The sequence below is a fragment of the Rhodococcus sp. USK13 genome, assembly GCF_018343855.1.
Taxonomy (GTDB): Bacteria; Actinomycetota; Actinomycetes; order Mycobacteriales; family Mycobacteriaceae; genus Rhodococcus_F; species Rhodococcus_F oxybenzonivorans.
In genome coordinates this window covers 7,000,683-7,015,024 of the sequence record NZ_CP069242.1, presented here as the reverse complement: position 1 = coordinate 7,015,024, position 14,342 = coordinate 7,000,683, and the positions used below count along the sequence as shown (strand labels likewise).

Annotated in this window: 8 protein-coding genes and 5 pseudogenes; 6 read left to right on the top strand and 7 right to left on the bottom strand. The window is 66.1% G+C overall.

What is annotated here, in order from left to right:
* Positions 1–118: 118 nt before the first annotated feature.
* Positions 119–1,189, top strand: a pseudogene (locus JQT59_RS34925) (IS256 family transposase); the annotation flags it as partial.
* A gap of 51 nt (positions 1,190–1,240) precedes the next feature.
* Here JQT59_RS34925 and JQT59_RS34920 read toward each other — a convergent pair.
* Positions 1,241–1,438 (bottom strand): transposase, encoded by a 198-nt coding sequence (locus JQT59_RS34920; RefSeq protein ID WP_249354062.1) that lies wholly within the window; start codon positions 1,436–1,438, stop codon positions 1,241–1,243.
* Positions 1,439–1,835: 397 nt separating this feature from the next.
* Positions 1,836–2,459, bottom strand: a complete 624-nt coding sequence (locus tag JQT59_RS34915; protein ID WP_213574207.1) for a TetR/AcrR family transcriptional regulator — start codon at positions 2,457–2,459, stop codon at positions 1,836–1,838.
* A gap of 205 nt (positions 2,460–2,664) precedes the next feature.
* On the opposite strand from JQT59_RS34915, the gene JQT59_RS34910 reads away from it, so the two are divergent.
* A complete protein-coding gene (locus tag JQT59_RS34910) occupies positions 2,665–3,480 on the top strand; it encodes an oxidoreductase (RefSeq protein WP_213578354.1) in 816 nt (271 codons plus the stop codon).
* A gap of 397 nt (positions 3,481–3,877) precedes the next feature.
* On the opposite strand, the gene JQT59_RS34905 is transcribed toward JQT59_RS34910, so the two are convergent.
* The gene (locus tag JQT59_RS34905; protein ID WP_213574205.1) at positions 3,878–5,521 is read right to left on the bottom strand and encodes an FAD-dependent oxidoreductase; all 1,644 of its coding nucleotides are present in this window, start codon (positions 5,519–5,521) and stop codon (positions 3,878–3,880) included.
* A gap of 378 nt (positions 5,522–5,899) precedes the next feature.
* Between JQT59_RS34905 and JQT59_RS34900 the strand changes: the two genes are divergently transcribed.
* The 3 genes from JQT59_RS34900 (at position 5,900) to JQT59_RS34890 (ending at position 9,314) form a co-directional block, all read left to right on the top strand.
* Entirely contained in the window at positions 5,900–6,919 is a 1,020-nt protein-coding gene (locus JQT59_RS34900) for an NAD(P)/FAD-dependent oxidoreductase (RefSeq protein WP_213574203.1), read from the top strand.
* 83 nt (positions 6,920–7,002) lie between these two features.
* The gene (locus tag JQT59_RS34895) at positions 7,003–8,631 is read left to right on the top strand and encodes an MFS transporter (RefSeq protein ID WP_213574201.1); all 1,629 of its coding nucleotides are present in this window, start codon (positions 7,003–7,005) and stop codon (positions 8,629–8,631) included.
* Positions 8,632–8,993: 362 nt separating this feature from the next.
* The gene (locus tag JQT59_RS34890) at positions 8,994–9,314 is read left to right on the top strand and encodes a hypothetical protein (protein ID WP_213574199.1); all 321 of its coding nucleotides are present in this window, start codon (positions 8,994–8,996) and stop codon (positions 9,312–9,314) included.
* 101 nt (positions 9,315–9,415) lie between these two features.
* On the opposite strand, the pseudogene JQT59_RS34885 reads toward JQT59_RS34890, so the two are convergent.
* Positions 9,416–10,062 (bottom strand): annotated as a pseudogene (locus JQT59_RS34885) (DUF8462 domain-containing protein).
* Between the two features lie 459 nt (positions 10,063–10,521).
* Between JQT59_RS34885 and JQT59_RS37495 the strand changes: the two are divergent.
* Positions 10,522–10,768, top strand: a pseudogene (locus JQT59_RS37495) (transposase); the annotation flags it as partial.
* A 98-nt stretch (positions 10,769–10,866) separates the two neighbouring features.
* On the opposite strand, the pseudogene JQT59_RS34880 reads toward JQT59_RS37495, so the two are convergent.
* From JQT59_RS34880 to JQT59_RS34870, 3 genes and pseudogenes are all read right to left on the bottom strand, one after another.
* Positions 10,867–11,104: pseudogene (locus tag JQT59_RS34880) on the bottom strand (transposase); the annotation flags it as partial.
* 119 nt (positions 11,105–11,223) lie between these two features.
* Positions 11,224–12,801 carry a transposase gene (locus JQT59_RS34875; protein ID WP_213571840.1) on the bottom strand — a complete coding sequence of 526 codons (1,578 nt, stop codon included), beginning with the start codon at positions 12,799–12,801 and terminating at the stop codon, positions 11,224–11,226.
* A 28-nt stretch (positions 12,802–12,829) separates the two neighbouring features.
* Positions 12,830–13,956: pseudogene (locus tag JQT59_RS34870) on the bottom strand (IS256 family transposase); the annotation flags it as partial.
* Positions 13,957–14,342 lie beyond the last annotated feature (386 nt).

Genomic DNA, 14,342 nt, shown 5'->3' with positions numbered 1-14,342 from the left:
CACACCGAGCATCTCTCGTCCGCGGCACCGCATCCTCGACACTGCCCGGGACTGTCGGGATAACGGTTGAACTGGCTCTGGCCGACACGCCGAGTTAGCTTGGCGAGAAGGCAAGACAATGACCGAAACACTCGATCCTATGGATCAGACGAAGATCGACCACCAGAAGCTGGCCCAACAACTGCTGGCGCAGGCGAAAGCCGAAGGTGTCGAGCTGGTCGGCCCAAACGGACTGCTCAACCAGCTCACCGCGAACGTCCTGGAAACCGCACTCGAAGCCGAGATGGACGAGCACCTCGGCTATGAGAAGCACCACGTCACGGGGCGAAACGGCGAAAACTCCCGGAACGGGAGGAGGACGAAGACCGTGCTCACCGAAATCGGACCGGTACAAATCCAGGTACCACGGGACACCGATGCCTCGTTCGACCCGCAGATCGTCAAGAAACGGCAGCGACGCCTGACCGGGGTCGACGAGATCATTCTGTCCCTCTCGGCGAAAGGACTGACCACGGGGGAAATTGCGGCACACTTCGACGACGTCTACGGCGCATCGGTCTCCAAGGAGACCATCAGCAAGATCACCGACAAGGTCCTCACGGAGATGGCCGAATGGTCCGTCCGTCCCCTCGACCCGGTGTATCCAGTGATGTTCATCGATGCCATCCACGTCAAGATCCGCGACGGTCAGGTCGCCAACCGGCCCGTCTACGTCGCGGTCGGCGTCACCACCGCCGGGCAACGCGACATCCTCGGACTATGGGCAGGTGACGGCGGTGAGGGCGCCAAGTTTTGGCTCGCCGTCCTGACGGAAATTCGCAACCGCGGGGTCGCCGACGTGTGCATCGCGGTTTGCGACGGACTCAAGGGCTTACCCGACGCGATCACGACCGTGTGGCCACGAACCGTGGTCCAGACCTGTCTGATTCACCTGCTGCGCAACACCTTCCGTTACGCATCACGCCAGTACTGGGACGAGATGTCACGAGACCTGCGGCCGATATACACCGCAGTCAACGAGACCGCGGCCAAGGAGCAGTTCACCGAGTTCGCCGACAAATGGGGGCCGAAGTATCCGGCGATCGTCCACCTGTGGGAGAGCGCCTGGAGCGAGTTCGTGCCGTTTCTCGACTACGGAGCCCGTCGCAGAATGCGCGCTGGCATAACAGGTAGGGCAGTCGAGTCGATTTTCTCGTTTGCTGCCGATTCTGAGGTTGCCGACACGTTCCGGCCGGCGCGTTCAGCTGGTTGTTGCTCGGTGGATCTTCATCAGGTTGAAAGCGCTGGCCGCGAGGTTGAGCTCGCCGAGGGCGCTGTTTAGACCACGGCCGGAGAATCGGTCGAGGACCTTCTTCAGGTTGCCGATGCCGGGTTCGACGGTGGCCCCGCGGCGTTTGTAGAGACGGGATCCTTCTGGTGTGCGTAGCCGGTGCGACATCGCCTGTCTCGGGCTCGCGCCTTCCGGAGGTGGTCCTGTCCGCCAACTCGGACCGGGTTTGCAGAAATTCGTGCCAGTGCTCCGCCTCGGCGCTCTCGTAGAGCTGGGTGCGTCCCCGGCGGATGCGAAGCGGCGGCCGAAGTACCACCGTCTGCTGGCGACGAGGCGTTCGGCGACTGACCATGCAGTTCAAACCCGGCGACACCGCGCATGCGGTGGAGCACTCGACTGGATACGGGCGCAGTTCTTCGCCAACCGCCCAGACGACCGCCCGGCGGCGCGTAAACCTACGGGCCGTGCCTCCGCCGTCTCGATTCTGTGGCAGCCATGGGATGTGATGCGTCGAAGTGGGCCGACCGCATCAGATGCCTGTGCAACGAGGCCGGCCGTGCCTTTCTCAGCGGTCGTGCGGGCGAGGTAACAATGCGAACGCGCTCTCCGCAATCGAGGTCAGGCGGGCGGGGCTGTGGCCGGCCGCGCCTACGACATCGATCCCGCGGACGATGGTCAGCAGAAGGTAGGCAAGGTCGTCAGGATCCGCGTCGGGGTCGATGTCGCCGCTGCGCTGCGCCGCTCGCACACACTCGGCGACCGCCGTCGCGATTACGGAGAAGCAGGCTTTGGCCGTGCGTTCCACCTCGGGGTCGGAGGCGCCGAGCTCCAGGGCCATCTTGGCGGCGAAGCAGGCCGCCGCCGCCCGGTCAGGGGCGGGGGGTACGTCGTCGGCGAGTGGCACGCCGTTGACGGCGCGGAGCAAGAACCCGCGCAGTCGTTCCAGGGCGCCCTCGTCCGGTCCGGCGAGCGCCTTCGGCGCAGCCTGCCCCAGCCGGGCGAAGTACCCGGCCATCGCCTGCACCAACACGCCTTGCTTGCCGTTGAACGTGGCGTAGAGGCTGCCGCGGCCCAGGCCGGTGGCGGCGCTGATGTCGTCGACGCTCGTGCCGTTGTAGCCCGAGGTGCGGAACTGCCGCTCGGCGGCATGGAGGACGTGGTCGCGGTCGAAGCTTCGTGGTCTCGCCATACCCATAAGGTAGCGCCGACCCACCCTTCTTGACAACTCAGTACAGAACTCCCTAGATTCATGACTGTTCAGTACACAACCATCCTGAGCTTGCCGGACCGGCGTGGTCCGGGCTTGCAGGACCGGTGCGGACCATGTCGACCTGAGCACAGGCGCCCCCCGCGCAGCGCACGATAAAGCCATGCCCACAACCGAAGGAACCAACATGCAGACAGCTTCCCCAGTGGCCCTCGTGACGGGTGCCTCCTCCGGGATCGGGCGGGCGGCAGCGCTCGCTCTCGTGGGCGCCGGCTTCGCGGTGGTCGGCACGAGCCGCAACGCGGTGAACGCCGGGCCGCTCGCCGGGGTGACGTTCCTCGATCTCGACGTGGCCAGCGACGAATCGGTCCGCTCCCTGGTCGGGGAGGTGATCGAGCGGTTCGGCCGGATCGACGTCCTGGTCAACAACGCAGGAGTGGGCGCGGTCGGCGCCGGCGAGGAGAGCTCGATCCACCAGACCAAGGAGGTCTTCGACATCAACGTCTTCGGCCTGATGCGGATGACAAACGCAGTGCTGCCCCACATGCGCGCCCAGGGCAGTGGCCGCGTGGTCAACGTCTCCTCGGTACTCGGTCTGATTCCAGCCCCCTTCATGGCCGTCTACGCCGCCACCAAGCATGCGGTCGAGGGCTACTCCGAGTCCGTCGACCACGAGCTTCGGGAGCACGGCGTCCGGATGCTGCTGGTCGAGCCGGCCTACACAAGCACGAGTTTCGAGGCGAGCAGCCTGGCACCCGACTCGCCCCTGCCGATCTACGCCGCACAGCGGGAGGCCTCCCGAGACATGCTGGCCACGGCCGTGCGCAACGCCGACCACCCGGACGTTGTCGCGAAGGTGATCGTCGCTGCCGCCACCGATTCCAGGCCTAAGCTCCGCTACACCGCCGGCTCGATGGCCGGACGCGTCAGCATCCTGCGCCGGATCGTGCCTTCAGGCGCCTTCGATAGACAAATCCGCAAGCTCAACCGACTGGCCGGCTGACCCCGCAGTACACCCGGCGCCTGAGCAGACGCCCATGTCCAAAACCAGAGACACCGAAGCCCGCATCAGCATCTCTCGTCCGACCACTCTTGAAAAAGCTGACACACATGGAGTCGAACACGTCACTTTCGAGCTGCCGCACGGCACCTTTCACGCGCTGCAGGGTGGTGACCCCGATGGTCAACCGACGCTCGTCTTGCACGGCTTCCTGGGGGCTCGGGCCCCAGCTCGGGATCCAACTTCTTCGGCATGACATGCATCCCTTCCAACTCAGAAGGAATGCGGCATCAAACCGGCAAGGCCCCGCGAGGAGCATCGACTGCTCTGGATGCGGTCGAGCTGACCCGGCATCCGGAGCTGTTCAACCATGTCTCCATGTCTCGCCGAAAGCCTCGGGTCAGAACGTCGTTCTGCTGGCGAGGTAGGCGTGGACTGCGGAGATGACCACGGATCCCTCGCCGACGGCCGACGCCACCCGCTTGACGGAGTCTGCGCGCACGTCACCGACGGCGAACAGCCCGGGTATCGAGGTGGCGAAGCTGTCGTGGGTGAGCACGAAACCCTTGGCGTCGAGGTCGACACCGATGTCGTGCAGCCAGGTCGTGCGTGGGTCCGCGCCGATCATCAGGAACAGTGCGGCCGCGTCGAGTCGTACGTCCCGGTCGCGGGCGCGGTCGTGCCAGGTCAGCCCGCTGAGCCGGCTGCTGCCATGGACGGCGGACAGTTCGCAACGAGGGTGCACGGTGATCCGCTCGTGGTGGGTCAGGCGCTGCGCCAGGTAGTTCGACATGGTGTCGCACAGGCCATCGCGGCGGATCAGGACGTGGACGTGGCCTGCGTCCCGCGCGAGAAACAGGGCCGCCTGGCCGGCGGAGTTGGCGCCCCCGACCACGACGGCGTTCCGCCCGGAGACCAGGTTGGCCTCCAGTTTGCTTGCGGCGTAGTAGACTCCACGGCCCTCCAGGTCGGCCAGGCCAGGCAGGTCCAGGCGCCGGTAGCGCACGCCGCTGGCGATGATCACCGCTGAGGCGAGGACGTCGTGCTCGTCGTCGAGCCGCACCCGGAACCCGCCGGGCACCTCCGACAGCCCAGTGACTGAGCGGGGTGAGAGAAGCCTGGCCCCGAACTTGACCGCCTGCAGCATCGCCGCCCGTGCCAGTTCAACCCCGGACACGCCGCGGTAGAAGCCGAGGTAGTTCTCGATCCGTGACGAGCTGCCGGCCTGGCCCCCGATGGCGACGTCCTCGACGACGACCACGTCCAGTCCCTCCGACGCCCCGTACACAGCAGCAGCCAGCCCCGCCGGTCCGGCGCCCACCACCAGCAGGTCACACCGGGAATCGTCGGCGATGCCCCACAGGTCGATTCCCAGCGCGGTTGCCAGGTCACGCGTGGTAGGCACTGTCATTACGCGCCGCTGTGCCGTGACAACGGCCGTACCGGTCTCGGGCAAGGCACAGGTCTGCGCCAGCTCCGACCACGCCGACGGATTCGAGCGCAGCACCGTCCGGTAGGGAATCTGGTTGCGTTCAGCGAAGTCCTGGAGGCGGTGCAGGTCGCCGTCGTCGTCTCCGGCCAGTACCAGACCGCCCTCGCCCTTCCTGCTCAGGAAGCGCCGCCGGGCATCCAAAGCGGACAGCACGACATCGCTCAGCTCCCCCGAGATCTCCACCAGTCGGCGCAGTTCCTCCACCCGCACCCGCAGGATCGCGGTGTCTTTCATGGCCACGCCCTGGAAGACGGCGCGTTGCCCCATCAACATGCCCAGCTCGCCGACGAAGTCACCGGCCTCGATCACGAAGACAACCCGGTCGTCCCGGCGGTCCACGAGGAGTACGCCACCGGTCAGCACGAGGTGCAAGTCGGTGGGATCACCGGCGTCCCAGAGCAACTCGCCGGGCGCGGGGTGCAGCTCCTCACCGGATGACCGCAACAGGTCCAGGGCGTGCTGACTCAACACCGGCCAGGCCAGCTCATCGACCTCGCCCAACCGACGGGACGAGTAATGGGTCTGCTCGTCCGGCACGGGGATGATGCTCATGCTTCTCCCTCACCTGGCAGGCGAATCGCTCCGGTCACGATTCTCCTCCGCTCGTTTTCGCCGGCGTCGGCCCCGACTTCCGCTTCTTCAGGCTCAACTCTCGCCCCGGCCGTCGCGACCCCGCCCACCCACCACAGTGAGAGCCCTTCCTGGACCCTGCCAGCCTAGTTCTTGTTTTTTTGCGCTGGAAACTACTACGGGTTGCCCCATACGCAGAAGGTAGACCGACCCGCCGTACTTGACAACCCAGTACAGAACCGCCTAGATTTTTGACAGTTCAGTACACAACGGCCTTTAGCTTGCCGGACAGAATCCCCTCCAACCACCCGGAACTCGAAGGGTTGACCGAACCATGACTGATAAGAAAGGCAGGATGCCATGACTGAGACATCTTCTCCGTACGCGAGCGACGCACTGGCCGAAGGGACCGTCGACGCGGTGGTGATCGGCGGGGGCGCCGCGGGGCTGAACGGTGCACTGATCCTCGCCCGCTCCCGCCGCTCGGTCGTCGTGATCGACAGCGGCTCCCCGCGCAACGCGCCGGCGGAGGCCGTGCACAGCTTCATCGTCTTCGACGGCACCCCGCCGGCCGAGATCCTTCGACGGGGCCGGGAGCAGGTGCGCCAGTACGGCGGACGCGTCGTTCATGGCGAGGTGAACTCGGCCGAGCCTGCTGCCCCGTCAGCGGAGGGGGACCTGCGGTTCACCGTCACCCTGGCCGACGGCCGCAGCATCACCGCTCGCCGCATCCTGGTGGCCACCGGCCTCACGGATGTGCTGCCGGAGCTGCCCGGGCTCGCCGAGCACTGGGGGCACAGCGTGGTGCACTGCCCGTATTGCCATGGCTGGGAGGTGCGCGATGAGCCCATCGGCATCCTCGCCACCGGACCGGTCTCCATCGGCCACGCGTTCTTGTTCCGTCAGCTGACCGAGGACCTGACCTACTTCACCCATGGCACCGACCTGGACGAGGACAGCCGCGCCCGCTTCACCGCCCGCGGCATCCGCATCATCGACACCCCGGTCACCGAGGTTGTCAACGACGAGGACGGTGCCCTCGCCGGGGTGCGCCTGGCCGACGGCGAAGTCGTGGCCCGCCGCGTCGTTGCGGTCGCCGCGTCGTTGCAGGCCCGCACCCAGGGCCTGGAAGGTCTGGGCCTGCCGGTGCAGGACCTGCCGAACATCGGCCGCGGTTTCGCCTCCGGGATGGCCGGCGCCACCGAGGTGCCGGGTGTGTGGGTGGCCGGCAACGCCACCGATCTGGTCGCCCAGGTCGGGGCCTCCGCAGCGGCCGGCGCACTGGCCGGCGCCGACATCAACAGGATGCTGGCCACCGCGGACACCGACGCGGCTCTCCAGAGGATCGCCGAGGGAAGCCCACAAGGGGCCACAGGATGAGCGAGATCTCAGCCCGTCGCCCGCTCGCCTCACGGGCAATTAAGTGATTCCGCTCGTCCGCCTCGTCCCCTCAGGAGCTACTGATGCCCTTCCTTGCGAACACCCCCGTGGAGAAAATGACCGGGCCTTACGCGCGGCGCTGGTGGGCGCTGCTCGTGCTGTGCCTGAGCCTGCTGATCACGGTGATGGCGAACACGTCGCTGATCGTCGCCGCCCCCGACATGACCACCGACCTGGGCCTGAGCAGCAGTGATCTGCAGTGGGTCGTCGACGGCTACACCGTTCCCTACGCGGCGCTGATGCTGGTGCTGGGCTCGATCGGCGACAAGTACAGCAGGCGCGGCGCGCTGGTGCTGGGTCTGTTGATCTTCGCCGGCGGTTCGGTGATGGGGAGCATGGTCGACGAGACCTCGCTGGTCATCTCTGCCCGCGTGATCATGGGTGTCGGTGCCGCGGTCGTGATGCCGGCCACGCTGTCCCTGGTGGTCGCGACCTTCCCCCGGGGAGAGCGGGCCAAGGCCATCACCGCCTGGGCCGCGACCTCCGGGGTGGCAGTAGCCGTCGGCCCGCTCGTCTCCGGCTGGTTGCTCGAGGACCACGCCTGGGGCTCGACCTTCCTGATCAACGTGCCGTTCGCCGTCCTCGCCGTGTTCGGCGCGCTCGCCCTGGTACCGCCGTCCAAGGCGGAGGGCATGGGCCGGATCGACTACGTCGGTGGTCTGCTGTCGATGGTCTCCGTCGGCTCCCTGATCTACGTCGCCATCGAGGGCCCGCACTTCGGCTGGGGCGTCGGCCCCGTCACCGCCGCCGTGGTCGCCGGTGTCGGTCTGGTCGCCTTCGTCGCCTGGGAGCTGCGGTACCCGCACCCGATGCTGGACGTCCGAAAGTTCGCGCAGCGGCCCTTCAGCGGCTCGATGCTCGCGGTGATGGTCTTCTTCTTCGGTATGTTCGCCGTGCTCTACTACTCGACGCAGTTCCTGCAGTTCGTCCTCGGGTACGACGCCCTGGACACGGGCATCCGGCTGCTGCCGCTGGGCGGTGCGGTGTTCCTCGGGTCCGCGGTGACCGGGAAGCTCGCCCCGAAGCTCGGGGTGAGGGCGATGGTCGTGACCGGCTTGGTCATCGGCACGGCGGGCATGTTCCTGCTCACCCAGATCGACAAGGGGTCGACGTACGGGGACTTCCTGGCGCCGCTGATGATGCTGGGCCTCGCGCTCGGACTGGCCATCTCCCCGGCGACCGACACGATCATGGGCTCCTTCCCCGAGTCCGAGCTGGGCGTCGGCGGCGGTGCCAACGACACCGCGCTCGAGCTGGGCGGGGCGCTGGGCATCGCGGTGCTGGGCTCGCTGCTGGGCACGGCCTACCGGGACGAGCTGACCGACCTGGTGGGCAACCGGCTCCCGGCGGAGGCGATGGAGATCGCCAAGGACTCGGTCGGTGGTGGTCTGGCCATCGCGGAGCGGGTCGCGCAGGATCCCTCCGCCGGGCCCCAGCAGGCCCAGGCCGCCGTGGACGCCGTCCACCAGGCCTTCGCCTATGGCGTCGCCCAGACCAGCCTCATCGGCGGGATCGTCATGGCCGCCGGAACACTGATCGTCCTTGTGGTCCTGCCGGGACGGCGCGGGTTCGCGAGGAGCGCCGAGCCGGGGGCCGGGGCGACGGCGAGCGGGGCGGTGACTGTGCGGGAGCACACCGCGTCCGCCCGCTAGATCGCCGGCGGGCGTCCACTGGATCGCCGGGCGACGTCCGACGGGGCGCCGGGCAATGAGGCATTCGCATCCCAGCCGTCGCGGTGATCCCTGACGCCAAGCCTTGCGTGTCGCCAAGGACCTGGTGCGATGTGACCTCGAGTTCGGAATCGTCACCATGTGCATCGGCGGTGGCCAAGCTCACCGCGCTGTTCCGACGGGTCGCGTGATGGTGCCCGAATCGCGGCGAGTCCGGTTCGAGGCCGACGGGGCGGTGGGCCGCGTCGGCCTCGACCAGCCGGAGGCCGCCAACGCTTTCGACCTGCCTGCGGCCGTGCCCTCGGCCAGGCGGTCACGGCCGCTGAGAGTCCGACGTCCGGGCTGTGACGGTCACCGGCGAAGGTAAGCGGTTCGGCGCAGGGGGAGACGTGGCGTCGTTGGTGGCGGCGACCGAGCGAGGGTTGTACCTGTGGGGCATGGCGACCAAGCTTGAGGCGCAGCTGCGCCGTGCGCCCGTTGCGAGGACCTCGACCCACGTCACCGGGTTGCGGGGACACCGGCACCGGCACCTGCCCCGGCGAGAGCCTCGGTGGGAGCGCGAGATTCTTCGTCGCTCCGCGTCAGCGTTTGCAGCGGATTCGATGCGCCCACCGCCGCAGCGGCCCGTCGAGCGCAGTGTCGGCGCACGTCCGCACGCGGGATAGGACAGTGGTGGGTGCGTGCGGGTAGAGCGGGGCCGTCGGCGACAGGTCCGTCGTCACCGCCAGAGCACGGGGAATGCCGGACGCCCACGAGCGGCGGGGGTTCAGGCGGTGGGTTGGCGGCGAATGAAGTCGGCCATTCCCGGGACGGTGAACGCGATGCGACCGTGTTCGGGTGACCAGATCAGGCCCTTCTTGATGGCGGAATCGCGGACATCGCTGACCGCGGTCGTCGTCACCCCATCGCTGCGGCGACCTTCCCGGACCGGGGGGTGGTTTCCCCGGTGGCGGCGATGGCACGCAGGTATCGGCGTTCGCGGTCGGTGGCGCGGGTCCACCGGGACGGGAAGAACCCGTCGTCGAGGGCCCGGCGCCCCTCCTCGACTGCGGTGTGGGCGTCCTCGGTGTCGAAGGGGGAGGTGGGGGCGGTGTGCCAGATCGCTTTGCCGAACTCTTGCAGGAAGTACGGATACCCGCCGCTGGCCTCGACGACGATCTCGAGCGCCTCCGGGGTGAACGCACCGCCGTGGGCCTCGACCGGGACGCGGAGGGCGTCGGCGGCATCGGTGGGGGAGAGCGGGCCGATGGTGCGGTAGGAGAATTGCCGTTCGGCGTAGGAGCGGCTGTCGGCGAGCACCGCGGGGAGGCTGGGTAGGCCGGCGCCGATGACGAAGAATGGCCATTCGCGTTGGCTGGCGCGGTGCTGCACCGCGAGCAGGGCACCGAGCAGATCGGGGTCGAGGTCCTGCATTTCGTCGATGAACAGTCCGAACGCGGTGCCCTTCGTGCGCATGACGTCGCTGATCGCTTCGCGACCTCGCCAACCGGCCGGGGCACGCTCTACAGTCAGGAATCGAACCCTCACTCCCGGGTCTCGCAGTGCTCACCGGCCGGCGGCTCGATGATCAGCTTCCCCCTCGTGATCCGTTACCCGGCGAAGGCTCGCTGATCGACTCCCATTAGGGTCTCGAGATCCGTGGCCAGGAGTAGAAGTTACGGTCGGCGACCAGCAACTCGTCGCGTCGCAATCGCGGATACAGCCGCTGGGCCAGGTTTTCTCCCCCACCGCCCACGCGTCGACCTCGGCGGCCAGGAACACGTGCGTGCCGCACTCGGCCAGCGTGACCACCCGCGCCTTCGGGAACGCGGACCGGTTGGCTCCGGAACCGCCATACCCGAACTCGGTGGCGTTGGCATCGGTATCGGGCACGTCGACGTGTTCTTCTGTGACGCCCCGCGCCGTGGCGGCGCGGCAGCAATGAGAACCTCAAGGGCTACTGCGTCAGTACTTTCCCAAGAGCAGCGACCTCAGCATCCATACGCCAGAGCGTCTGGTCGAGGTTGCCTCCCAGTTGAATAGTCGACCCCGCAAGACCCTGGAGTGGGCAACTCCGGTTTCGCTCCTTCCTGAGATACCGTCATCCCACGACAAGCCCGACTGTTGCATCATTCGCTAGATTCACGACAGCCCCGCTGTCAGTCCACCAGCTGACGGACTGAGTAAGTGTTTCAAACAGGGCTTGTCCAGATAACGGTGTAATTGGTTGATTTGTGGCTACTTTCGTCCTGAGGATAGGCGTCCGTCGAAGGTGATCTCGAAGGCGTTCAGTGCTGCCTTCCAGCGGTTGGACCAGCGCTGTCGGGCGGTGCCTGTGGGGTCGAGGCTCATGATGGCCAGGTACACGCATGTCAGGGCCCGCCGCTTCGGTGGGGAAGTGGCCGCGAGCCTTCACGGCTCTGCGAATTCGGGCGTTGACGCTCTCAATGGCGTTTGTCGTGTAGATCACCTGCCTTATCGCGTGGTCGAAGAGCCCGTCGCAGAATGCGCGCTGGCATAACAGGTGGGGCAGTCGAGTCGGTTTTCTCGTTTGCTGCCGATTCTGAGGTTGCCGACACGTTCCGGCCGGCGCGTTCAGCTGGTTGTTGCTCGGTGGATCTTCATCAGGTTGAAAGCGCTGGCCGCGAGGTTGAGCTCGCCGAGGGCGCTGTTTAGACCACGGCCGGAGAATCGGTCGAGGACCTTCTTCAGGTTGCCGATGCCGGGTTCGACGGTGGCCCCGCGGCGTTTGTAGAGACGGGATCCTTCTGGTGTGCGTAGCCGGTGCGACATCGCCTGTCTCGGGCTCGCGCCTTCCGGAGGTGGTCCTGTCACGGGCTGTTCTATGACCGCTTTCACGTGGTCGCGTGTCTTGTTCAACGCGATTAACCGCTCTGGTCCGGGCGCAGAAAGATTGCTGTCACTGCAGTACCCGGCGTCAGCGAGGACGACACCGATGATGTGTTCGGATCTGCCGGTATCGGTGTGCAGCATCGCGGCGGCGCGCCCACTTGCCTCCATCATCGGTACAAGGGATGCAATGTCATTGGGACTCTGACCAATCTGTACGGCCGCGATGATCTGATCGCTGGTGACGGCGAGTTGAGCGTTGTAGCCCTGGAGGAATCCGCGCCTGGTCGGCATTAACCGTGATTGTGGATCGGTGGTGTTGGCAACCGTCTTCGGCAATACAGGTTTGGCCGGCTTCGTGGCGGAAGCTGTGTGTTCGGCCGTCAGTGCGGCTTCGACGACTCGTCGGGCGCGGATGATTCGTGAGTGCTGTTCCAATGGAACAGGTGGGGCACCCATCGGTTTCTTCCCCGCGGCGATCAGTGCGGCACGTCGTTCGAGTTTCGACTGGTGAGTAGCGATTTCACGTGCCAGGTGTGCGCGTGCTTCCGCGAGCCGGTGCGGTCCGTCAGGGATACGACCGACCACAGGTTCACCCGCTTGCGATTTCGCCAACCGTGCCCGTGCCGCTGCATCGCGCTCATCCTCGTTGTTGCGCTGGCGTTTCAATTGTGCGGCCACCTCGTCGGCCGCTTGACGGATTCGCTGTGCACGACTGCTCTGGTCCATCAGCCGCGCAGGAACCCGATCATCGTCATCATGTGCACGCTGCGCAGCGCGGATGTTCTCGGTGGCGTCGGTCTGTTCGGCTTCGGCAACCATGCGAGTGACCTGCTCGCTCAGCCACTCATGCCCGCGGTTGGCGTCGATCGATGCGTTCGCGGCGATCTTGGTACCATCGATTGCGACCGTTCCGAAATGCCCCAGACCGGCCTTGCCGGCGATCATCAGTACCTGCGTGAACAACCCGGTGAACGCGTCCTGACATTCGGCGCGGAACCGGGCGATCGTGCAATGGTCGGGGATGTCTTGCGCGCACAGCACCCGGAACGCGACATCGGTCGAGCACAACCGTTCAATCTGCCGCGAGGATCGAATCCCTCTGCAGTAGGCATAAATCAGAAGTCCCAGCAGCATCCGCGGGTCGTAACCGGCCGCGCCCACCCCACCACGGCGACGACGCCGGTCGAACTCATGGGAATCGAGCACCTCGATCGTCTCCAACAGAAACCAGACAAGATGATCCGCAGGAAGCCATTCCCGCATATCCGGAGGCAAAAGGAACACCTGATCACGCAACACCGGACGATATCCCTTGGCCATACCCAAATTTTCCCAGACGAGCGTCACGATCAGTCCCGACGACACGCATTCTGCAACATGCTCCGAACTGCAAGAACGGCACGAACTCGGCCCAGGCGTTGGTCCAGAGCCGGATGATCGCGGGATAGCGTTTCTCCCACTTGTCACTGAACTCGGCGAACCGGTCCAGCGCGGCCTGCTCCGACGGTGCGGTGTACACCGGTTTGAGGTCCTTGGCGATCTCGGCCCAGTCCTTGCGGGAGGCGTAGGCCTAGGTATTGCGGAGGAGGTGGACCACGCAGGTTTGCACGATAGTCTGCGGCCACACCTGTCCGATCGAGTCGGGCAGATGCTTCAAACCGTCGCACACGACGATCAGAACATCCTGCACACCGCGATTTTTCAGCTCCGACAACACCCGAAGCCAATACTTCGCCCCCTCCCCGTCGCCGTGCTCGCCGGCCCACAATCCTGGGGGTACCTCCCGCTCGCGGGGGCGGATGTCGCGGGTGCCGTCGACGGTCACTCCCATCACGACGTAGATCGGCCGGTTGGCCACGTTGCCGTCGCGGATCTTGACGTGGATGCAGTCGATGAACAGCACCGGATACACCGGATCGAGGGGCCGGTTCTGCCACTCGGCCATGCCGTCCATCACCCGTTCGGTGGGGGTACCTCCCTGCACGCAGTGCTTGGGGGAATCGTCGAGATCGTCTGCTTGGACACCTCGGCGCCATAGACCTCGGCCATGTGCGCGGAGATCTCACCGGTGGTCAACCCCTTGGCCGACAGTGAGATCACCATGTCTTCCACCCCGGTCAGCCGCCGCTGCCGCTTGGCCACGATCTTCGGCTCAAAGGAGGATTCCCGGTCACGGGGCACGTCGAGCTCGACCGGGCCGGCCTCGGTCAACACGGTCTTGGCGCGCCTGCCGTTGCGGGAGTTGCCGCTGCCCCTGCCAGCCGAGTCATTCCTGCCGTAGCCGAGGTGGTCGTCCATCTCGCCTTCGAGCGCGGACTCGACCACCAGCTTGGTCAACTTCGCCAGCAACCCACCGTCTCCGGTGAGCTGCAAACCCTCGGCCCGCGCCTGATCCACCAGCTCCTTCAGCCGCGCGTCGCTGACACCCACACGTGCCGAGTTCGTCTCTGTCTCACGATCAATCACATCAGTCATAATGGTGCATCTCCTTTCAGAGTTACACCGTTGTTCTTACGTCCCTCCAAACACTTACTCAGTTTCTCAATTTCGTGTCAGTTGCCTGTCTGACAGGGCATCGAAGACGAAGCTGACAGACTTCTCGCTGACCTGCTTCACGTTCTCGACGACATTGGCACCGAACCGTAAGTACGTGGTTCTTTCGCCAGGCTGATCCGTGACCCCTCTATCTTGCACAGCGGTCTGTGTTCCTTTCTTGGTGACGCCGGTTGCCCGGCGCCAGTACGAGCCCGGGTTCGCTACTGCGGGCCCTGGGAACTGTCGATGCCCTAGCCGGTATGGGCTTCGGTTTGGCGGCTGACGGTATCGTGGGGTGATAGGTGGGCGCGGTGGTACAAGGTGTT

Excerpts from the sequence above, each read along its gene's own strand:
- JQT59_RS34875 (WP_213571840.1), bottom strand. The coding sequence starts at position 12,801 with ATGGCCAAGGGATATCGTCCGGTGTTGCGTGATCAGGTGTTCCTTTTG.
- JQT59_RS34905 (WP_213574205.1), bottom strand. The coding sequence starts at position 5,521 with ATGAGCATCATCCCCGTGCCGGACGAGCAGACCCATTACTCGTCCCGT.
- JQT59_RS34915 (WP_213574207.1), bottom strand. The coding sequence starts at position 2,459 with ATGGCGAGACCACGAAGCTTCGACCGCGACCACGTCCTCCATGCCGCC.
- JQT59_RS34910 (WP_213578354.1), top strand. The coding sequence starts at position 2,665 with ATGCAGACAGCTTCCCCAGTGGCCCTCGTGACGGGTGCCTCCTCCGGG.
- JQT59_RS34920 (WP_249354062.1), bottom strand. The coding sequence starts at position 1,438 with ATGTCGCACCGGCTACGCACACCAGAAGGATCCCGTCTCTACAAACGC.
- JQT59_RS34895 (WP_213574201.1), top strand. The coding sequence starts at position 7,003 with ATGCCCTTCCTTGCGAACACCCCCGTGGAGAAAATGACCGGGCCTTAC.
- JQT59_RS34900 (WP_213574203.1), top strand. The coding sequence starts at position 5,900 with ATGACTGAGACATCTTCTCCGTACGCGAGCGACGCACTGGCCGAAGGG.